Here is a 19,266-nt window from a genome sequence, read left to right on the forward strand (position 1 = left end):
TGTGTCGAACGCAAAATGTGGGAGGAGATAAGCCCCTCCCACATTTGATTGCATTTCAAATGTGCGAGGGGGTAATTAGAAGAAGCCCAGCGGATTAATGTCGTAGCTCACCAGCAAGTTCTTGGTCTGCTGGTAGTGATCCAACATCATCTTGTGGGTTTCACGGCCAACGCCGGACTTCTTGTAACCACCGAACGCGGCATGGGCCGGGTACAGGTGGTAGCAGTTGGTCCACACGCGGCCCGCCTTGATCGCGCGGCCCATGCGGTAGGCGCGGTTGATGTCGCGGGTCCACACACCGGCGCCCAGGCCGAACTCGGTGTCGTTGGCAATCGCCAGGGCTTCGGCTTCGTCCTTGAAAGTGGTGATGCTCACCACCGGGCCGAAGATTTCTTCCTGGAACACACGCATCTCGTTGGTGCCCTTGAGCAGGGTCGGCTGGATGTAATAGCCGCCGGCCATGTCGCCGCTAAGCTTCTCGACCTTGCCGCCGGTCAGCAACTGCGCGCCTTCGCCCTTGGCGATTTCCAGGTAGGACAGGATCTTGTCGAACTGCTGCTCGGACGCCTGGGCGCCGACCATGGTGTCGGTATCCAGCGGGTCGCCGCGTTTGATCGACTCGATCTTCTTCATCACCACTTTCATGAAGTCGTCGTAGATCGATTCTTCCACCAGTGCACGGGAAGGGCAGGTGCACACTTCGCCCTGGTTGAAGAACGCCAGCACCAGGCCTTCGGCTGCTTTTTCGATGAACGAAGGTTCGGCTTTCATGATGTCGGCGAAGAAGATGTTCGGCGACTTGCCGCCCAGCTCAACAGTCGACGGAATAATGTTCTCGGCCGCCGCATGCATGATGTGCGAACCCACCGGGGTGGAGCCGGTGAAGGCAATCTTGGCGATGCGCTTGCTGGTCGCCAGGGCTTCGCCGGCTTCCTTGCCGAAACCGTGCACCACGTTCAGCACGCCCGGTGGCAGCAGGTCGCCGATCACTTCCAGCAGCACGTTGATGCCCAGCGGGGTTTGCTCGGCAGGCTTGAGCACCACACAGTTACCGGCGGCCAGCGCCGGGGCGAGTTTCCACGCGGCCATCAGCAGCGGGAAGTTCCACGGGATGATCTGGCCAACCACGCCCAGCGGTTCGTGGAAGTGGTAGGAGGCGGTGTGTTCGTTGATCTCGGCGCTGGTGCCTTCCTGGGCGCGAATGCAGCCGGCGAAGTAGCGGAAGTGGTCGGCCGCCAGCGGGATGTCGGCGTTGAGGGTTTCACGCACGGCCTTGCCGTTGTCCCAGGTTTCGGTGATGGCCAGCAGTTCGAGGTTCTGTTCGATGCGGTCGGCGATTTTCAACAGGACCAGCGAACGGTCCTGGGCCGAGGTCTTGCCCCAGGCGTCGGCGGCGGCGTGGGCGGCGTCCAGGGCTTTGTCGATGTCTTTGGCGGTGGAACGCGGGAATTCAGCAATTGCCTTGCCGTTGACCGGCGAAGTGTTGGTGAAATAGTTGCCATCGACCGGTGCAACGAACTCGCCACCGATGTAGTTGCCGTACTTGGCCTTGAACGAAACGATGGCGCCTTCAGTACCGGGGTGTGCGTAACGCATGGTGGGTATCTCCTGGCTTTTATGTTTATTGGGAGCGCAGCGCAACGAGCGCTTGATAAGCGTAGAGCAAAGGTTGGGCCACCGCTGTGTGAGCCAGCTAAATCAAGGGGTTGGGCATTGTTGCAAGGCGTTGCTGTGGCAGGGTTGATACAGCCTGTGTGACAGTTTGTGCCGTAAACGGTACAGCCCGTGACCGGCGGGTCGGCACGGGATTGCATTGCCTGGATGGCTGGGGGATGCTGGGGGTTCTCACGCAGGGAGAATAATAAGAAATGCACAACGATCATTTCAGTCGCCATGCCCAGCAAGTCCTCACCGTGGCGCATGGTCGCGACCCATCCAGCGATCCCTCCATCGCCCGCTCCTGGCTGCGCTGCCTGGAGGACTATCACCTCGACCCTGCGCAAACCATTGCCCCCACCGTGCTTGAACACGGGCGCCTGCTGGAAAGCCGCGAGCGCCTGCAACAGGTGCTGCATATCGCCGGCAGTGAGATGAACAGCCTGCACCAGCAGCTGTCCGGCGCCGGGCATGCGGTACTGCTGACCGATGCGCGAGGCGTGATCCTCAACTGTGTCACCGCGCCGTCCGAGCGCAAGATCTTCGAACGCGCCGGGCTTTGGCTGGGCGCTGACTGGAGCGAAGCGTGCGAGGGCACCAACGGCATCGGCACCTGCCTGGTGGAGCGCCAATCCCTGACCATTCATCGTGATGAACACTTCCGTGGCCGGCATACCGGGCTGACCTGTTCGGCTAGCCCGGTGTTCGATCCCCATGGCGATCTGCTGGCTGTGCTGGATGTGTCCTCGGCCCGCGAGGCGGTGTCGCGTCAGAGCCAGTTTCACACCATGGCGCTGGTCAATCTGTCGGCGAAGATGATCGAGAGTTGCTATTTCTTGCGCCACTTTGAAAACCACTGGTTGCTGCGCTTTCACCTGCAGGCTGAGTCGGTGGGGTTGTTCAGTGAAGGATTGCTGGCGTTCGATGGGGACGGGCGCATCTGCGCGGTGAACCAAAGTGCGCTGAACCTGTTGGGGCAGTTACGTGGCGGCCTGCTGGGCCAGCCGGTGGAGGCATTTTTCGAATGCACCCTCGATCAGTTGCTCGGCCGCGCCAGCGCCAATGCCACCGCCAGTTGGCCGTTGCGTACCCGCGATGGCCGGCATTTGTTCGCGGCGCTGCGCGGTCAGGTGCGCAGTATTCCCACACCCGTTGCCAAACCTGCGGTAGTGGAACGGCCGCGCCTGCCCGGCATCTGCCTGGGCGATCCGGCCCTGCAACAGGACTTCAGCAAGGCGTTGCGGGTTTTCGAGCGCGATGTGCCGTTGCTGATCAATGGCGAAACCGGTTCCGGTAAAGAGGCCTTTGCCAAGGCCGTGCATCAGGCCAGCCGGCGGGCCGACAAGGCATTTGTGGCACTCAACTGTGCCGCCATCCCGGAAAGCCTGATCGAAAGTGAATTGTTCGGCTATCGGGGAGGCAGCTTTACCGGTGCGCGCAAAGAAGGCATGCAAGGCAAGTTGCAGCAAGCCGATGGCGGCACCCTGTTTCTCGATGAAATCGGCGATATGCCCCTGGCGCTGCAAACCCGTCTGCTAAGAGTGCTGGAGGACCGGCTGGTGGTGCCGCTCGGCGGTGAGCCCCAGGCGGTAAACGTACGAATTATCAGCGCCACCCATCGCAATTTGCTGGCGCGTGTGCAGGACGGCACCTTTCGCGAAGACTTGTACTACCGGCTCAATGGTCTGGAAATTTCCCTGCCGGCACTGCGTGATCGCGCGGACAAATCCCAGTTGCTGGATTTTCTGCTGGGCCAGGAGGCGGGTGAGCAACAGGTCGCGCTGGATCCTGCTGCACGCCGGGTGTTGTTGGCGTTTGCCTGGCCAGGCAATGTGCGTCAGATGCGCATGGTGCTGCGCACGCTGATCGCGCTATGTACGGACGGTCTTGTTCGGCTTGAAGACGTGCCCGCCCGTGTTCGTGGTTCGCAGACCGCACAGGCAAACAGTGTCATGCCATCGGTTGATTCATCGCTTGATGTCGCCGAACGTGGAGCGTTGCTGGCCGCCTTGGCGCAGCAACACTGGCACATGAGCCAGACCGCGGTTTTATTGGGCATCAGTCGAAATACGTTATATAGAAAGTTGCGCAAGTACGGAATCGCTCGTCAATTGCGCCAGGAATGTTAGTTGCCGGTCGCTTATTAACTGCGGCGTGTAAGTAACGGTTATCGCTCACCGTCCGAGGGGTCGGCTTTGTTTGCGCGGCATTGGTTTTCTGGAACTGGTGGTTGGTTTTTCAAGACGCAAAGGATAAGGCCAATGTGCAATTTGGCCTTGCCTGTCTCAACAACCATCCGTTTCAGAAGTTATCAGGGTGAAGGTTATGCGTATAACAGGTCAGACTCCGGCAACACCTATGCAAACTGAACAACCGTCCACCGAGTCATCAAAAGAGCCCACGGCACCGCCCATTAATTATCCCAGTGATGAAGCCCAAAACGGGCAAGAGGTACACAGTCGTCGCAAGAGAGACTTGTTTTTCAACCCGTTCAGGCGGCGTCCGCCATCACCACCGACACGGGGAAGCAGCGTTGGAGGCTCACGGCCACGCCTCAATCCCCCGCCTGCAAGCCCAGCGCCGCCGACGGGGTCTGCGGGAAGTGCCTTCAAGAGTATTTTGCCAAAGATCACTGGCCAGCCGGTGGCCAATGTGATTCCGTCCCAGACCCATGCTGCTCCCAAGACCTTGGCCGAGGTGACGCAAAACCTGATCGTTGCGGATCGATTGCACAAGGCCGGTGTGTTTTCCACTTCCCCCAAACTCGGCACGGTGGCCCGTGATGCCTTTGTAAATGCGGGTGTCAATGGGCTCGTCAGTGCGCCACTCAGTATTGCAACCTACGCAGGGTCCGCTTGGACAGGAGAGGCGATCAAAGGCCAGTACGCCGCACAGACCCCGGTACTGCCACCGGTGCACCAACCGGCCCCCAGCACTCAGGGGACGACGCCCACGGGCAGTATTTCGACGCAGAATGCCAATGTAGACACGCGATTGGCCCTGGCCGAACTGCGTATCGAGGTCGTGGCGAATAACATCATGGCAATACGGGAGGGGACGGATGCGACGGCCCTCAAATTGGTTGAACGTGATTCACAGTCTCCGGGTGAGCGACTGGCCGCGCTTGAGGCCTTGTACGACGTCGCCGAAAATCAACTCAAGATGATCGGTGATGAAAACGACATGATCTTTCGACCTTACAAAGAAGCTTCCGGCGCAACGACCGGTACCGACAGCAGCCGGCTGGACAGCCTGGACAAGCGTTTTGAGGCGGTGAACAAGTTCATCGGCAAACTCATCGTACTCAAGGCCACCGAGTTACCCGTCGAAACAACAGCTGATACGGCGACCGTCTGAGTCCCCGGGCGGCCCTCCGGGGCCGCTTCCTGACAGCTAAAGAGTGCGATTTTCGCCCCCCTGCGCTAACCTGCCTCGATGTTTTACGAGGTCGACTATGCACATTCATATTCTCGGTATCTGCGGCACGTTCATGGGCTCGATGGCGGTGCTGGCCAAAGAGCTGGGCCACCATGTCACCGGCTCCGACGCCAACGTCTATCCGCCCATGAGCACGCAACTCGAGGCCCAGGGCATCGAGCTGACCCAAGGCTACGACCCGGAGCAATTCGACCCGGTCCCTGACCTGGTGGTGATCGGCAACGCCATGTCCCGTGGCAACCCAGCGGTCGAATATGTGCTCAACAAAGGTTTGCCTTATGTGTCTGGCCCGCAGTGGCTGGCCGACCACGTGCTGCAAGGCCGCTGGGTACTTGCTGTCGCCGGCACTCACGGCAAGACCACCACCAGCAGCATGCTGGCCTGGGTGCTTGAGCATGCGGGCATGAGCCCGGGCTTCCTGATTGGCGGCGTGCCGCAGAATTTCTCGGTGTCGGCGCGCTTGGGCGACACGCCGTTCTTCGTGATCGAGGCGGATGAATACGACAGCGCCTTCTTCGACAAGCGCTCAAAGTTCGTTCACTACCGTCCGCGCACGGCAATCCTGAACAACCTGGAATTCGATCACGCCGACATCTTCCCCGACCTGGCGGCCATCGAGCGCCAGTTCCACCACTTGGTGCGGACCATTCCAAGCGAAGGCCTGGTGATCCACCCGACCACTGAGCCTGCCTTGCAGCGCGTGATCGAGATGGGCTGCTGGACCCCGGTACAAACCACCGGCGCGGGCGGGCAATGGCAGGTCAAGTTGCTCAGCGAAGACGGTTCCCGCTTTGAAGTGCTGTTCGAGGGCGAGGCCCAAGGCATCGTCGAGTGGGACATGACCGGCCAGCACAACGTCGCCAACGCTTTGGTGACCCTGGCGGCTGCGCGGCATGTAGGCGTAGTGCCGTCCATGGGTATCGCCGCGCTGAGTGCATTCAAGAGCGTGAAACGGCGTATGGAAAAGGTCGCCGACGTGAATGGGATTACCATCTACGACGACTTTGCCCACCACCCGACGGCGATTGCCACCACCCTGGATGGCCTGCGCAAGCGCGTTGGCGATGCGCCGATCATTGCGATTGTCGAGCCGCGCTCCAACTCCATGAAGCTTGGCGCGCACCGCGACGGCCTGCCGGAAAGCGTCAACGATGCCGACCAGGTGGTCTGGTACGCACCGGCCAATCTCGGCTGGGACCTGCCGGCGATTGCCGCCCTGTGCACGGTGCCGTCCAGCGTCTGCGACTCCATCGAAGGCATCATCGAACACGTCAAGCACCAGGCCAAGCCCGGCACTCACGTAGTGGTCATGAGCAACGGCGGCTTTGGCGGCCTGCATGGCAAGTTGGCCGAGGCGCTGAAATGAGCGGCCCGGAGCGCGTCACCCTGGCGATGACCGGTGCATCCGGCGCACCCTATGGCTTGCGTCTGCTCGATTGCCTGGTGCGTGAAGACCGCGAAGTGCATTTCCTGATCTCCAAGGCCGCGCAGTTGGTGATGGCCACCGAGACCGACGTGGCGCTGCCGCCCAAGGTGCAGGCCATGCAGGCCTTCCTCACCGAATACACCGGTGCGGCGGCGGGGCAGATCAAGGTCTACGGCAAAGAGGACTGGATGTCGCCGGTGGCGTCCGGCTCAGGAGCGCCGGCGGCGATGGTGGTGGTGCCGTGTTCCACGGGCACCTTGTCGGCGATTGCCACGGGGGCCTGCAACAACTTGATCGAACGGGCTGCTGACGTGACCTTGAAGGAGCGCCGCCAGTTGATCCTGGTGCCACGAGAAGCGCCGTATTCGAGCATTCACCTGGAGCACATGCTCAAGTTGTCGAACATGGGCGTGACCATTCTGCCGGCCTCGCCGGGTTTCTATCACCAGCCGCAGACCATCGATGACCTGGTGGACTTTGTGGTGGCGCGCATTCTCAACCTGCTGAACATTCCCCAGGACATGCTGCCACGTTGGGGCGAGCACCATTTGAGCAGCGATGAATAAGGCGCTGCTGGTCCTGCTGGCGCTGCAACTGACGGGCTGCGCCACCGCGCGTACGTTGGACGCGGCGCAACCGGGTGCGCCGGTGGTGTATGCCGGCACGCGGTTGGATTTGTATGCGATGAATGGTGGCTGCTGCGCCAAGGACAGGTTTGGTGCCGAGGCGCCGGGTTATCCTGGGGTGGATCTGCCGGCGAGTGCGTTGCTCGATACCTTGTTGTTGCCGCTGTCGGTGTTGACGGTGTTGGGCGTTGGTTTCAACGCCACGGGCGGCCTGTAACCCTGGGGCAAGCCCGCTCGCCACGAAAAAGCCCTTCAGTGGGAAGGGGCCGGTTATTTGCCGAGTTTGCGCAACTCGTCCGACTCCACCACCCGCACCCCATCCTGCTCTTCCAGCGCCAGGCGCCACATGGCGCGGGCCAGTTCGCACACTTCAATGCCGTGGTATTTGCCCGGAATCAACCGCGACAGCGGCCCGGCCAATTGCTCCGCCAAGCGCGGTTGCAAGCGTTCCCCCAGCAACAACGAAGGCCGCACGATGGTCAGCTGTGGCCAGTCCTGGGCCCTCAAGGCTTGTTCCATTTCCCCCTTGACGCGGTTGTAGAACACCGAGGATTTCGGGTCGGCGCCAATCGCGCTGATCACGATCAGGTGCCGCGCGCCCATTTCCCGCGCACGCTTGGCGAAGGCCACGACCATGTCCAGGTCAACCGCGCGAAAGGCGGCTTCGGAACCAGCTTGTTTGAGGGTGGTGCCCAGGCAGCAGAAGGCGATATCCACCCGGCCGCTCAGTTGTGGCAGGAGCACCGCCGGGTCGCCCACCGGGTTTTCCAAATGCGGGTGTTCGGCCAGCGGCTTGCGGCTGGGCGCAAGCACGCGGGTCACGGTGGGTTCGTTGAGCAGGCGGTCGAGCAGGTGTTCGCCGGTAAGGCCGGTGGCTCCGGCGAGCAAGATATGCTGAGGCGTCAGGTACATGGTGTTTCCCCCTTGTTACACGTTACAGCTTAGTTGCCTTTGGCATCCTTGCTATTCATTGAGACGCTTTCCAGCGCCTTTCGTGCCTGCTGTTTGCGTAATAATTGCCAGTGGGCGATCACACCCTTGGGGGCCCAGATCTGCGGTTCGGAGGCTTCGAAGTTGTCCGCCTGTTCGCGTTCGGCCACATGCAGTTGCGCCAGCTTGAAGGCTTGCTGCAAGTCGTCGGTCTGGTTGAGGGCTTGGGCGAAGAGGGCGTCGCCGAAGTAGGTGAAGTCGGCTTCCTCGGAGCAGCCGAAGGACACGCGGTCGGCCCGGGAGGCGGTCATGATCAGCGTGTGCTCATCCTTCAAGGCCGGGATGAAGCCGCCGGAGTAGCAGGCCGAAATCACCACGATCTTGTCGCGGTTCTTCAGCGGTGCCAGCACGGCCGCCAGCTCATCGGCTGGCAGGTCGGCCAGCTCCATGCGCGGCTGGTCCAGCACCAGTTCGTGTTCGTGGGTACCGTGGCTGGTCATGTATATGAACACCAAGTCTTCCGGGCCGGTGCGCTCGGCCAGGGTTTGCACGGCGCGACGCAAGCTTTCGCGGGTGGCCAGGGGGCGATCGGTGATGTGGTCGCGGTGATTGACCAGGCGAATCTGCCCGCGTGCGCCGAAGCGGGTGGCGAGCATATTGCTGACGTAATCGGCTTCGCGCAGGAACACGCTTTGTTTACCGTCGCCAGCCACGGCCAGGGTGTACAGCTCCACGGCGGGGGTGGAGGCGGGCACGGCGGCGAGGGCTGCATCCAGCAGGCGGCCTTGGGCCAGCACGCCGATTTCCAGGGGGTCGGGCAGCAGCTTGCCGTCGGCGTCACGCACGCGCATGCCATTGACCCAGGTACCGGCCTGCACGGTGCCGTCGGTGAGGACCAGGGTACCTTTGCCTTGATAGTTGTCGCCGTCGAAACCGCCGATATAGAAGCTGCCATCGGTGAGGTTGAGGCGACCTTCGCCGCTAAAGCGCCAATCAGCGAACTGGCCGACGTAGTGGCTGCCATCCACACCGATCAACTCGCCCTTGCCGCTGAGCGCGCCTTCCTTGAATTGGCCGATCCACACGTCGCCATCGGCGTTCTCGTAGCGGCCCTTGCCGTTGAGTTGGTTCTGCTTGAACTGGCCGACATAGATGTCACCGTCGGCGCTGTTGAAGGTGCCGTTGCCTTCCAACTGGCCATCGACGAAATGGCCGCTGAACTGGTTGCCGCTGTCGTCGTTACGCTGGCCTTCGCCATTGGGCTTGCCGTGGGCGAACTGGCCCTGGTACTGGCTGCCGTCCGCCAGCTCCAGGCGACCAAGGCCGGAATACTGGTCGTCCTTGAATTCGCCGCGATAGGTCATCTGCCCCTCTTTGAGGGTGCCTTCGCCATTGCGTCGTCCGTTCTTGAAGCCGCCCACATAGTGGCTGCCCGCCGTGGTCAGGCTGCCCTGGCCATCGAACAGGCCTTGCTGGAACCGGCCTTTATAGACTTCGCCGTTGCTGCCATGCCATTCGCCCTGGCCGTGCCACTGGCCCTTGTCGAACTGCCCGGCGTACCAGCTGCCGTTGGGGTAGTCCACGCGGCCCTGGCCCTGCAGCAAGCCATCGACCACATCACCCCGGTAGCGGCCGCCATCAGGCAGGCGCGCATCGGGCGGCAACAGCGATTCGCCATCTCCGCAAGCGGTGAGCAACAGGGCAAGGGCGAGGGGAGCGAGTGGGCGCATAGCGGGATCCGGATAATTGAGCGCCGAGTATGCCGCAGCTGCGAGTTTCATACATAAATTTACATACCCTGTGGTGAGGTTTATTTCCCCACCACAGGCACGGCCTTATACAAAGCAGAGTGACAACGACTCGGCAATGTAAGCCGGTTTTTCCTGGCCTTCGATTTCCAGGGTGCAGGTTGCCTTGAGCAACCACTGGCCGGGCTTTTTCTCGGACACGTCGGTGAGGGTGACCGCCAGGCGCACGTTGGAGTTGACCTTCACCGGCTGGATGAAGCGCACGCTGTCCAAACCATAATTGACTGCCATCTTCAGGCCTTCGGGCATGATCAGGATGTCTTCGATCAGCTTGGGGATCAGCGACAACGACAGGAAGCCGTGGGCGATGGTGCTGCCGAATGGCGTTTGCGCGGCCTTGACCGGGTCGACGTGGATGAACTGATGATCGCCCGTGGCCTCGGCGAACAGGTTGATGCGTGCCTGGTCGATGGTGAGCCATTCGGAACGTCCCAGTTCCTTGCCGACATAGTCTTTGAGCTGCGCTACGGGTACATGGGGCATTGCGTCTCTCCTTGGTTCATCGGTGCTGTTTTTATCGATTACAGAGAACCAATGTAGATCATCATGGCCAATCGGCCCGGTCAACCCACCATGCTTTTGGCGAATGCCGGTGCATAGGGCGGGCATGCTTATAATGCGGGCGAGTTTCGAGGGGGAAGAACGGATGCTGTTACGGGGCCTGACCTGGCTGGTGCTGTTTCAATTGATCGGCACCGCGATCAATCATTTGCTGTTGCCGGTACTGCCGGGGCCGATCATCGGGCTGCTGCTGATGCTGGGCTTCCTGGTCTGGCGTGGCGAAGTCGGCGAGCCATTGAGCCTGGCCGCCAGCAGCCTGTTGCGTTACCTGCCGTTGCTGCTGGTGCCGCCGGCGGTAGGCGTGATGGTGTATGCCAAGGACATCGCCGCGGACTTCTGGGCCATTGTCGGTGCGCTGGTGTTGTCACTGGTGATTGCCATGGGCTTTGTCGGCGTGTTGATGCAGCAGATGGTCAAGCGCAAGGAGAAGGATCAATGACCTTCGACTGGCAGGGCGCCTGGGCGGCGGTGATCCATCACCCGTTGTTCGGCATCGGCATCACCCTGGGTGCCTATCAACTGGTACTGGCCGGTTTCGAGAAAACCCGCTGGATCTTCCTGCAGCCTGTACTGGTTTCCATGCTGCTGGTGATCGGCGTACTGATCAGCTGTGGCCTGAGCTACGCCGAGTACCGCGAGAGCACCGAGATCATGGGCATCCTGCTGGGCCCGGCGACGGTGGCCCTGGCGGTGCCGCTCTACTTGAACCTGCGGCGCATTCGCCAATTGTTCTGGCCGATTTTTACTACGCTGGTCATAGGCGGGGTGTTGGCCACCGGCCTGTGTGTACTGCTGGGCTGGTGGTTTGGCGCCGAACACAGGATGTTGATGACCATGGCGCCCAAGTCCGTGACCTCGCCGATCGCCATGCTGGTGGCCGAGCAGATTGGCGGTGTGGCGGCATTGGCGGCGGTGTTTGTGCTGATCACCGGGGTGATCGGCGCGATGATCGGCCCGGCATACCTGTCGCGCCTGGGCGTGCACAGCCCTGAGGCGCGGGGCATGGCCCTGGGCATGACCGCCCACGCGGTCGGCACCTCAGTGGCGTTGCAGGAAAGCGAAGAGTGCGGCGCCTTTGCGGCGCTGGCCATGAGTCTGATGGGCGTGGCCACGGCAGTGTTCCTGCCGCTGGCTGTGTCGGTGATCGTTTAAACCGGGTTTAAGGAAACCTTTATGAGTCTGGCGCTGTTCCCGCTCAATACCGTGCTATTCCCAGGCTGCACCCTCGACCTGCAACTGTTCGAGGCGCGCTATCTGGACATGGTCGCCCGCTGCATGAAAAAGGGCGAAAGCTTCGGCGTGGTGTGCATCCTCGACGGCAAGGAAGTGGGCCTGGCCCCGGACGGCTACGCGCTGATCGGCTGTGAAGCGCTGATCCGCGACTTCAAGCAGCAGGACAATGGCCTGCTGGGGATTCGTGTCGAAGGGGGTCGCCGGTTCCGGGTGCGTGACGCGGGCGTGCAGAAAGACCAGCTGCTGGTGGCTGATGTGCAGTGGCTCGAAGAACTGCCGGATCAACCGCTGGAAGAAGAGGACGCCGACCTGCTGGCATTGCTCCAGGCGTTGGCCGAGCATCCGATGGTGGCCTCGCTGGACATGGACGCCCACGCCGACGGGCAGCAAGCCTTGGGCAATCAACTGGCGTATCTGCTGCCATTCACCGAGGCCGACAAGATCGACCTGCTGCAACTCGACGACCCGCAGCAGCGCCTGGATGCGATCCAGATGCTGCTCGATGAGTTGCAGGGCGAGTTGTTCACTTAATAGGCATAACGCAGCAGGGCGTGGGGCGTGCCGGTGAGGGCGATAAAGCTGAGCACCGCCACCAATGCTGGCAGCAACAGCCACCAGGCTTTTTGCGGCATCGCCGGCAGCGGGCTGCGGTACTGGCTGACCCCCAGGCTGAACGCACATACCGTCATCGCCAGCAGCGTGCCGGCCAGGATGTCTGTGGGCCAATGCGCGCCCAGGTAGACCCGCGACAATGCGATAAAGGCGGCGGGAATGCAGCCCAGCAGCATCCAGGTCAGGCGTAGCCGGATGGGTTGCCCGCGCCCGGCCAGGACCGCGAGGGCCAGGAAAAACGCAAACGCGCCGGATGCATGGCCGCTGGGCATACTGAAACTGGTCAGTGGGTCTGTGAGGATTTCCGGGCGGCCACGGGCGAAAAACAACTTGGTTCCGGTGTTGATCACCGCCGCACCGGCGAGGGTCGCGCCGACAAACACCGCATGGCGCCATTGCCGAGCCACTAGCAGCAAGCCGGTAAACACGGCGCTGGCGACGAACATCTTCTTGAATTCGCCCAGTTGGGTGATGCGCACCATCACTTCGTCCAGCCAGGGGCTGCGGTGCTCCTGTACCAGGGCGCTCAGGCCCTGGTCAAAGTCATTGAGGTGGGGGTAGCCGATAAACAAGGCGATCAACATCGTCAGGCTGGCGCAACCGATCCAAAGGGTAGCGCGACGATGGCCACGCAGGCTGCTGTTCAGGCTCAGGCCCACCACCACCGCGATACAGGCTGCTACCACTCCCGCTTCAGGCCAGAAACCCTCCGGCAATGGCAGGCGGAATGCGGCGCCGGTCGCCCAGCCTGGCAGCAGGTACGCCACCGACCAGCCCGCCGCCGCCACGAGGCTGACAATCGCAAAACGCGGGAAGGGCATGTCGCACATCCCGGCCACCATCGGCAGCATGGGCCGCAGCGGGCCGATGAAGCGCCCGACCAGCAGGCTGGCAATGCCGTACTTGTGGAAGTAAGTTTCGGCGCCGTTCATCCATTCCGGGTGATGACGCAAGCCGGGCAAGCGCCGGATGTTCTGGTGGAAATGTCGCCCCAAGTAGTAGGAAACCCCGTCACCCAATAATCCGCCGAGGAAGCCCAGCAGCAGGGTCTCGCTCAGTGACAGCGCACCGCTGCCGGCGAGGGCGGCAATGGCAAACAACAATACCGTGCCCGGCACGATCAGCCCGGCGATGGCCAGGCACTCCACGCAGGCGACGATAAACACCGCGACCGCCAGCCATTCGGGGTTCAGGGTCAACCAGCCGGTAATGCTATCGAGCCATTGGCCCATACGATCCACTCCATGCTCAAATCAAAAAATAATCGCGGCCTTCGACCTGGCCCCTGCGCAGCGGGTTCCGCGTGCAATAAGGCGCGTAGCCAGCATCGACGAAGCGGTACATCAGGTGTTCATCACGCCCGCTGGGGATCCCCAGGCGGGTGGTCTGGATGATCTGGGTCGGGGTCTGCCCCACATCCTCCACGTAGAGCCGTTCCTGATCGAAGCGCTTGGCATCCCACATCGGCACCTTCAGGCCCAAGGCCTTACACAGCAGGGTCTGGCCGGCGCACAGTTTTTGCGAGGCGCGGGGACTGCCGTCGGGGGTCGGGTTGTTCAACAACATCTGTGCCAGGCTGGCCGGGCCTGATACGTCATCGACCCATGGATAGGCCGATTTGATCAACACGGCATTGCCTGGTCCATGGGCGCTGAAGTTCAGCGAATCGCCACCCCGGGCGTAGTACATGTAGATATGCCCGCCATCCAGAAACAAAGCCTTACGCTTTTCTGTGTAGCCCAATGAGGCGTGACTGCCTTTTTCCGCCACGTAATAGGCTTCGGTTTCAATAATCCGCGCCGAAAGCCAGGTTTCACCGACGCGATGGCGGATGACTTTGCCGAGCAATTCCTGCGCAAGCAGTTGCGCGTCACGGTCGAAGAAGCAGTCGGGCAGGGCGCTGGCGGGGAGTTGCGGCGATGAACTGGGCATGGCGGTCAGGGTAAATACGGCTAAATGTGACGGAATCATAACAACTCCCACCTTAATTACCGCTGAACCCCAGGTTTTTACAGTTCATTTCGACCATCCGCCCCTCACCGCTGTCAGTCGGGCGGCGTCACAGCTATAATCTGCCGCTTTCCTCCCTGCCAAGACTCCCTGACCATGACTGAGTCCGTTCTTGACTACATGACCCGCCTGGGTCGCGCTGCCCGTCAGGCCTCGCGGTTGATCGCCCGTGCGAGCACTGCGCAGAAGAACCGCGCCTTGCTGGCCGCCGCCGATGCCCTGGATGCTTCGCGCTCCGAGCTCAGCGCCGCCAACGAGCAAGACCTGGCCAACGGCCGCGCCAATGGCCTGGAGCCGGCCCTGCTGGACCGCCTGGCACTGACCCCGGCACGTATCGACGACATGATCGAAGGCCTGCGTCAGGTGGCCAAGCTGCCTGACCCCATCGGTGAAATTCGCGACATGCGTTACCTGCCGTCCGGCATTCAGGTCGGCAAGATGCGCGTGCCCCTGGGCGTGATCGGTATCATTTACGAGTCGCGTCCGAACGTGACCATCGACGCCGCGAGCCTGTGCCTGAAGTCTGGCAACGCCACCATCCTGCGCGGCGGTTCCGAGGCGATCAATTCCAACCGTGCCATCGCGGCCTGCATCCAGCAGGGCCTGGCCGTGGCCGAGTTGCCCGCCGAAGTGGTGCAAGTGGTGGAAACCACCGACCGCGCCGCCGTGGGTGCGCTGATCACCATGCCGGAATTCGTCGACGTGATCGTGCCGCGTGGCGGCAAGAGCCTGATCGAGCGCGTCAGCCGCGATGCCAAGGTGCCAGTGATCAAGCACCTGGACGGCGTGTGCCACGTGTACATCGACATCGCCGCCGACATCGACAAGGCGATCCGCATCGCCGACAACGCCAAGACTCACCGCTATGCCCCGTGCAACACCATGGAAACCCTGCTGGTGCACGTCGGCATTGCCGAGCGCGTGCTACCGCCGCTGGCTGCCATCTACCGCGACAAGGGCGTTGAACTGCGCGGTTGCGAGCGCACCCGTGCGCTGCTGGGCGCGGACGTGATCGAGGCGACCGAGCTGGACTGGTACACCGAATACACCGCGCCGATCCTGTCGATCAAGTTGGTCGACGACCTCGACGAAGCCATCGAACACATCAACACCTACGGCTCGAAGCACACCGACGCTATTGTTTCCGAGCATTTCAGCGATGCCCGGCGCTTCCTCAACGAAGTGGATTCCGCCTCGGTGATGATCAACGCTTCGACACGCTTTGCCGACGGCTTCGAATACGGCCTGGGCGCAGAGATCGGGATTTCCACCGACAAGCTCCACGCCCGTGGCCCGGTCGGGCTGGAAGGCCTGACCAGCGAGAAGTACGTGGTGTTCGGCGACGGTCATGTGCGCACTTGATGGGTAAACGCATCGGGCTGCTCGGCGGTACCTTCGACCCCGTGCACATCGGCCATTTGCGCAGTGCCCTGGAAGTTGCGGATGCTCTCGCGCTGGACGAGCTGCGCGTGATGCCCAATGCGCGGCCGCCCCATCGCGATACGCCGCAGGTATCGCCGCAGCAACGCCTGGAAATGGTGCGCCTGGCGGTGGAAGGCATAACGCCGCTGGTGGTGGACGACCGCGAGCTCAAGCGCGATAAACCGTCCTACACTGTTGACACCCTGGAGCTGATGCGCGCCGAGTTGGCCGCGGATGACCAGTTGTTTTTGCTTCTGGGCTGGGACGCTTTTTGCGGCCTGCCCTCTTGGCATCGCTGGGAGGAACTCCTCCAGCATTGCCACATCCTGGTTCTGCAACGCCCGGATGCCGACAGCGAACCGCCGGATGCCTTGCGCAACCTGCTGGCCGCGCGGTCGGTAAGTGACCCCTTGGCCCTGACCGGGCCGAACGGGAATATTGCATTCGTCTGGCAGACCCCGCTTGCGGTGTCCGCCACCCAGATCCGTCAACTGCTGGCCAGCGGGAAGTCGGTACGTTTCCTGGTGCCTGACGCGGTCCTGGCCTACATCGATGCGCACGGGCTTTACCGTGCGTCGAACTGAAAAGGCGCGCTTGAACGCACGAAAAATCGTACGGCAGGCGCCCGAACATACGAGCAAAACGAGTTTTATATGACGAACAAAGACGTAAGCAAAGTTAAGCGCAAAGGCACTTTCAAAAGCGCGCCACTGCCGGTTGAAGCCCACGTAGGCCCGGAACTGGCCGGCGAAGAGCTGGTAAAGGTCGCCGTGGCTGCCCTGGAGGACGTCAAGGCCCAGGATATCCAGGTGCTGGACGTGCGCGACAAGCAGAGCATCACCGACTTCATGATCATCGCCACCGGTACCTCGAACCGCCAGATCGGCGCGATGCTCGACAAGGTCCGCGAAGCCGTCAAAGCCCAAGGCGTGAAGCCGCTGGGTGAAGAAGGCAAGGGCGACAGCGACTGGGTGCTGCTGGACATGGACGATGTGATCGTTCACATGATGACCTCCAACGCCCGCCAGTTCTACGATCTGGAGCGTCTGTGGAAAGGCGCCGAGCAGAGCCGTGCCGCCGATGGCAAGCACCACAGCCCGGAAGTGGGCCACGCGCACTTCGACAAGCTGAACAAAGACCAGGAATAAGGAACGGCTGTGCGCCTGCGTCTGATTGCTGTCGGTTCACGCATGCCCAAGTGGGTGGAAGAAGGCTGGCACGAGTATGCCAAGCGTCTGCCCGCCGAGCTGTCGCTGGAGCTGGTAGAGATACCGCTCAATACCCGGGGCAAGAATGCCGACGTGGCGCGCTTTATCCGTCAGGAAGGCGAAGCCATGCTGGCCAAGGTCGGCCCCAACGAGCGCATCGTCACCCTCGAAGTGCACGGCAAGCCCTGGAGCACCGAGCAGCTGGCGGTGGAACTGGATCGCTGGCGCCTGGACTCGCGTACGGTCAACTTCATGGTCGGCGGCCCCGAAGGGCTGGCGCCGGAAGTCTGTGCGCGGGCGGACCAGCGCTGGTCGCTGTCGGCGCTGACGCTGCCGCACCCGTTGGTAAGGATCCTGATCGGTGAACAGCTGTATCGCGCCTGGACAGTCCTGTCCGGGCACCCTTACCACAAATAATCTGCGCCCCTCCCGATGACCCAACCGATCCGCATCAAGGACCACGAGAAAGACGCACGTCTCGTACGCGCACGCGTGGTGTTTGGCGCGATCATGGTGGTGGCGTTGTTGGGCGTGCTGATCGCCCGTCTGTATTTCCTGCAGGTGATCCAGTACGACTATCACTCCACGCTGTCGGAAAACAACCGGGTGCATGTGCAGCCGATCCCGCCGACCCGTGGGCTGATTTTCGACCGTAATGGCGTGGTGGTGGCGGACAACCGGCCCAGCTTCAGCCTGAGCATGACCCGCGAGCGCTCTGGCGACTGGCAACAGATCCTCGATGTGATCGTCGAGGTGCTGCAACTGACGCCGGAAGACCGGGTGATCTTCGAGAAACGCATGAAGCAGGGGCGCCGGCCTTTCGAGCCGGTGCCGATCCTGTTCGAGCTGACCGAAGAGCAGATCGCGCGGATCGCGGTGAACCAGTTCCGCCTGCCGGGTGTGGAAGTGGTGGCGCAGTTGGTGCGGCATTACCCGCAGGGGCCGCACTTTGCTCACTCCGTCGGCTATATGGGGCGGATTAACGAGAAAGAGCTGAAAACCCTCGATCCGGTGAATTACAGCGGCACCCACCATATCGGCAAGACCGGCATCGAGCGTTTTTATGAGCCCGAGCTGCACGGCCAGGTGGGTTACGAGGAAGTCGAGACCAACGCCCGTGGCCGCGTGCTGCGGGTGCTCAAGCGCACCGACCCGGTGCCGGGCAAGGACATCGTGCTGAGCCTGGACATCAAGTTGCAGGAAGCGGCGGAGATGGCCCTGGGCGGGCGTCGCGGCGCGGTGGTTGCCCTGGACCCGGCTACCGGTGAAGTCCTGGCGATGGTCAGCCAGCCGAGTTTCGACCCCAACCTGTTTGTGACCGGGATCAGCTTCAAGGCCTACGCCGAGTTGCGCGATTCCATTGATCGTCCGCTGTTCAACCGCGTGCTGCGCGGCCTGTACCCGCCGGGTTCGACCATCAAGCCGGCGGTGGCGATTGCCGGCCTGGACGCGGGTGTGGTTACCGCTTCCAGCCGCGTGTTCGACCCGGGCTACTACATGCTGCCCAACTACGATCACAAATACCGTAACTGGAACCGCACCGGCGACGGCTTTGTCGACCTGGACACCGCAATCATGCGCTCCAACGACACCTATTTTTACGACCTGGCCCATAAGCTCGGGATCGATCGCCTGTCTGCCTACATGGGCAAGTTCGGTCTCGGCCAGAAAGTCTCCCTGGACATGTTCGAAGAGTCCCCCGGCCTGATGCCGTCGCGGGAGTGGAAGCGCGCAACCCGCCGCCAGGCGTGGTTCCCGGGCGAAACCCTGATCCTCGGTATCGGCCAGGGCTACATGCAGGCCACGCCGCTGCAACTGGCCCAGGCCACGGCGTTGGTCGCCAACAAAGGCATCTGGAACCGTCCGCACCTGGCCAAGACCATCGAGGGCGAGAAGCCCCTGGATGAAAACCCGATCCCGAACATCGTGCTGCGCGATCCGTCCGACTGGACCAAGGTCAACCATGGCATGCAGCAAGTGATGCACGGTGCACGCGGCACCGCACGCAAGGCGGCCATTGGTGCGCAGTACCGCATTGCCGGCAAGAGCGGTACCGCCCAGGTGGTGGCGATCAAGCAGGGCGAAAAATACGACCGCTCCAAGGTTCAGGAACGCCACCGCGACCACGCCTTGTTTGTAGGCTTTGCCCCGGCGGACGATCCGAAGATCGTGGTCGCGGTGATGGTCGAGAACGGCGAGTCCGGCTCCGGCGTCGCGGCGCCCGTGGTGCGCCAGGTGATGGACGCCTGGCTGCTGGCCGACGACGGCAGGCTCAAGCCCGAATATGGCGGCCCCCCTTCAAGCACCGAGGTTACGGCCCGTGAAGAGTAATTTTG

At 62.1% G+C, this 19,266-nt stretch carries 19 protein-coding genes; 13 read left to right on the plus strand and 6 right to left on the minus strand.

Annotated elements, in window-relative coordinates:
• Positions 1 to 75: 75 nt before the first annotated feature.
• A complete protein-coding gene (locus BMX59_RS21865; protein ID WP_093125664.1) occupies positions 76 to 1,596 on the minus strand; it encodes an acetaldehyde dehydrogenase ExaC in 1,521 nt (506 codons plus the stop codon).
• Positions 1,597 to 1,868: 272 nt separating this feature from the next.
• Between BMX59_RS21865 and BMX59_RS21870 the strand changes: the two genes are divergently transcribed.
• The 5 genes from BMX59_RS21870 to BMX59_RS21890 all read left to right on the plus strand — a co-directional run bounded on the left by BMX59_RS21870 (position 1,869) and on the right by BMX59_RS21890 (position 7,363).
• A complete protein-coding gene (locus tag BMX59_RS21870; RefSeq protein WP_092248120.1) occupies positions 1,869 to 3,785 on the plus strand; it encodes a sigma-54-dependent Fis family transcriptional regulator in 1,917 nt (638 codons plus the stop codon).
• A gap of 490 nt (positions 3,786 to 4,275) precedes the next feature.
• Entirely contained in the window at positions 4,276 to 5,013 is a 738-nt protein-coding gene (locus BMX59_RS21875; RefSeq protein WP_256572987.1) for a hypothetical protein, read from the plus strand.
• A 97-nt stretch (positions 5,014 to 5,110) separates the two neighbouring features.
• Positions 5,111 to 6,460, plus strand: a complete 1,350-nt coding sequence (gene mpl / locus BMX59_RS21880) for a UDP-N-acetylmuramate:L-alanyl-gamma-D-glutamyl-meso-diaminopimelate ligase (RefSeq protein WP_093125669.1) — start codon at positions 5,111 to 5,113, stop codon at positions 6,458 to 6,460.
• A complete protein-coding gene (gene ubiX / locus BMX59_RS21885) occupies positions 6,457 to 7,086 on the plus strand; it encodes a flavin prenyltransferase UbiX (RefSeq protein WP_093125672.1) in 630 nt (209 codons plus the stop codon). The genes mpl and ubiX overlap by 4 nt, the downstream gene beginning before the upstream one ends.
• Positions 7,079 to 7,363, plus strand: coding sequence for a YceK/YidQ family lipoprotein (locus BMX59_RS21890; RefSeq protein WP_071493681.1), 285 nt, complete (start codon positions 7,079 to 7,081; stop codon positions 7,361 to 7,363). The genes ubiX and BMX59_RS21890 overlap by 8 nt, the downstream gene beginning before the upstream one ends.
• 53 nt (positions 7,364 to 7,416) lie before the next feature.
• On the opposite strand, the gene BMX59_RS21895 is transcribed toward BMX59_RS21890, so the two are convergent.
• The 3 genes from BMX59_RS21895 to BMX59_RS21905 form a co-directional block, all read right to left on the minus strand.
• The gene (locus tag BMX59_RS21895) at positions 7,417 to 8,058 is read right to left on the minus strand and encodes an oxidoreductase (RefSeq protein ID WP_092248126.1); all 642 of its coding nucleotides are present in this window, start codon (positions 8,056 to 8,058) and stop codon (positions 7,417 to 7,419) included.
• A 29-nt stretch (positions 8,059 to 8,087) separates the two neighbouring features.
• Positions 8,088 to 9,806: a C13 family peptidase gene (locus tag BMX59_RS21900; protein WP_093125677.1), complete on the minus strand. Its 1,719-nt coding sequence runs from the start codon at positions 9,804 to 9,806 to the stop codon at positions 8,088 to 8,090.
• A gap of 105 nt (positions 9,807 to 9,911) precedes the next feature.
• Positions 9,912 to 10,367 carry a MaoC family dehydratase gene (locus tag BMX59_RS21905; RefSeq protein ID WP_071489885.1) on the minus strand — a complete coding sequence of 152 codons (456 nt, stop codon included), beginning with the start codon at positions 10,365 to 10,367 and terminating at the stop codon, positions 9,912 to 9,914.
• A gap of 163 nt (positions 10,368 to 10,530) precedes the next feature.
• Here BMX59_RS21905 and BMX59_RS21910 point away from each other — a divergent pair, with 163 nt between their 5' ends.
• The 3 genes from BMX59_RS21910 to BMX59_RS21920 are packed head-to-tail and all read left to right on the plus strand — an operon-like array spanning position 10,531 to position 12,209.
• Positions 10,531 to 10,884, plus strand: coding sequence for a CidA/LrgA family protein (locus BMX59_RS21910; RefSeq protein ID WP_015886074.1), 354 nt, complete (start codon positions 10,531 to 10,533; stop codon positions 10,882 to 10,884).
• Entirely contained in the window at positions 10,881 to 11,597 is a 717-nt protein-coding gene (locus tag BMX59_RS21915; RefSeq protein ID WP_093125682.1) for an LrgB family protein, read from the plus strand. Before BMX59_RS21910 ends, BMX59_RS21915 begins: the two co-directional genes overlap by 4 nt.
• Positions 11,598 to 11,618: 21 nt before the next feature.
• The gene (locus BMX59_RS21920; protein ID WP_058427778.1) at positions 11,619 to 12,209 is read left to right on the plus strand and encodes an LON peptidase substrate-binding domain-containing protein; all 591 of its coding nucleotides are present in this window, start codon (positions 11,619 to 11,621) and stop codon (positions 12,207 to 12,209) included.
• Here the strand turns inward: BMX59_RS21920 and BMX59_RS21925 are convergent.
• On the minus strand, positions 12,206 to 13,522 hold the full coding sequence (locus BMX59_RS21925) for a bifunctional DedA family/phosphatase PAP2 family protein (protein WP_071489886.1): 1,317 nt from the start codon (positions 13,520 to 13,522) through the stop codon (positions 12,206 to 12,208). The genes BMX59_RS21920 and BMX59_RS21925 overlap by 4 nt on opposite strands.
• 16 nt (positions 13,523 to 13,538) lie before the next feature.
• On the minus strand, positions 13,539 to 14,222 hold the full coding sequence (locus BMX59_RS21930) for a DNA-3-methyladenine glycosylase (RefSeq protein ID WP_093126020.1): 684 nt from the start codon (positions 14,220 to 14,222) through the stop codon (positions 13,539 to 13,541).
• Positions 14,223 to 14,396: 174 nt separating this feature from the next.
• On the opposite strand from BMX59_RS21930, the gene BMX59_RS21935 reads away from it, so the two are divergent.
• The 5 genes from BMX59_RS21935 (at position 14,397) to mrdA (ending at position 19,261) form a co-directional block, all read left to right on the plus strand.
• Positions 14,397 to 15,662, plus strand: a complete 1,266-nt coding sequence (locus BMX59_RS21935; protein ID WP_093125687.1) for a glutamate-5-semialdehyde dehydrogenase — start codon at positions 14,397 to 14,399, stop codon at positions 15,660 to 15,662.
• Complete coding sequence (gene nadD, locus BMX59_RS21940) at positions 15,662 to 16,306, plus strand: nicotinate-nucleotide adenylyltransferase (protein ID WP_071489888.1); 645 nt, start codon at positions 15,662 to 15,664, stop codon at positions 16,304 to 16,306. Before BMX59_RS21935 ends, nadD begins: the two co-directional genes overlap by 1 nt.
• 69 nt (positions 16,307 to 16,375) lie before the next feature.
• Positions 16,376 to 16,870 carry a ribosome silencing factor gene (rsfS, locus tag BMX59_RS21945; protein WP_003176298.1) on the plus strand — a complete coding sequence of 165 codons (495 nt, stop codon included), beginning with the start codon at positions 16,376 to 16,378 and terminating at the stop codon, positions 16,868 to 16,870.
• Positions 16,871 to 16,879: 9 nt separating this feature from the next.
• Positions 16,880 to 17,347 carry a 23S rRNA (pseudouridine(1915)-N(3))-methyltransferase RlmH gene (rlmH, locus tag BMX59_RS21950; protein WP_003176297.1) on the plus strand — a complete coding sequence of 156 codons (468 nt, stop codon included), beginning with the start codon at positions 16,880 to 16,882 and terminating at the stop codon, positions 17,345 to 17,347.
• 15 nt (positions 17,348 to 17,362) lie between these two features.
• Positions 17,363 to 19,261, plus strand: a complete 1,899-nt coding sequence (gene mrdA / locus BMX59_RS21955; protein ID WP_071489890.1) for a penicillin-binding protein 2 — start codon at positions 17,363 to 17,365, stop codon at positions 19,259 to 19,261.
• Positions 19,262 to 19,266: the final 5 nt, after the last annotated feature.

The sequence above is a fragment of the Pseudomonas sp. NFR09 genome (assembly GCF_900111535.1).
GTDB lineage: Bacteria > Pseudomonadota > Gammaproteobacteria > Pseudomonadales > Pseudomonadaceae > Aquipseudomonas > Aquipseudomonas extremorientalis.

Excerpts from the sequence above, each read along its gene's own strand:
- BMX59_RS21865 (WP_093125664.1), bottom strand. The coding sequence starts at position 1,596 with ATGCGTTACGCACACCCCGGTACTGAAGGCGCCATCGTTTCGTTCAAG.
- BMX59_RS21870 (WP_092248120.1), top strand. The coding sequence starts at position 1,869 with ATGCACAACGATCATTTCAGTCGCCATGCCCAGCAAGTCCTCACCGTG.
- mpl (WP_093125669.1), top strand. The coding sequence starts at position 5,111 with ATGCACATTCATATTCTCGGTATCTGCGGCACGTTCATGGGCTCGATG.
- ubiX (WP_093125672.1), top strand. The coding sequence starts at position 6,457 with ATGAGCGGCCCGGAGCGCGTCACCCTGGCGATGACCGGTGCATCCGGC.
- BMX59_RS21890 (WP_071493681.1), top strand. The coding sequence starts at position 7,079 with ATGAATAAGGCGCTGCTGGTCCTGCTGGCGCTGCAACTGACGGGCTGC.
- BMX59_RS21895 (WP_092248126.1), bottom strand. The coding sequence starts at position 8,058 with ATGTACCTGACGCCTCAGCATATCTTGCTCGCCGGAGCCACCGGCCTT.
- BMX59_RS21900 (WP_093125677.1), bottom strand. The coding sequence starts at position 9,806 with ATGCGCCCACTCGCTCCCCTCGCCCTTGCCCTGTTGCTCACCGCTTGC.
- BMX59_RS21905 (WP_071489885.1), bottom strand. The coding sequence starts at position 10,367 with ATGCCCCATGTACCCGTAGCGCAGCTCAAAGACTATGTCGGCAAGGAA.
- BMX59_RS21910 (WP_015886074.1), top strand. The coding sequence starts at position 10,531 with ATGCTGTTACGGGGCCTGACCTGGCTGGTGCTGTTTCAATTGATCGGC.
- BMX59_RS21915 (WP_093125682.1), top strand. The coding sequence starts at position 10,881 with ATGACCTTCGACTGGCAGGGCGCCTGGGCGGCGGTGATCCATCACCCG.
- BMX59_RS21920 (WP_058427778.1), top strand. The coding sequence starts at position 11,619 with ATGAGTCTGGCGCTGTTCCCGCTCAATACCGTGCTATTCCCAGGCTGC.
- BMX59_RS21925 (WP_071489886.1), bottom strand. The coding sequence starts at position 13,522 with ATGGGCCAATGGCTCGATAGCATTACCGGCTGGTTGACCCTGAACCCC.
- BMX59_RS21930 (WP_093126020.1), bottom strand. The coding sequence starts at position 14,222 with ATGCCCAGTTCATCGCCGCAACTCCCCGCCAGCGCCCTGCCCGACTGC.
- BMX59_RS21935 (WP_093125687.1), top strand. The coding sequence starts at position 14,397 with ATGACTGAGTCCGTTCTTGACTACATGACCCGCCTGGGTCGCGCTGCC.
- nadD (WP_071489888.1), top strand. The coding sequence starts at position 15,662 with ATGGGTAAACGCATCGGGCTGCTCGGCGGTACCTTCGACCCCGTGCAC.
- rsfS (WP_003176298.1), top strand. The coding sequence starts at position 16,376 with ATGACGAACAAAGACGTAAGCAAAGTTAAGCGCAAAGGCACTTTCAAA.
- mrdA (WP_071489890.1), top strand. The coding sequence starts at position 17,363 with ATGACCCAACCGATCCGCATCAAGGACCACGAGAAAGACGCACGTCTC.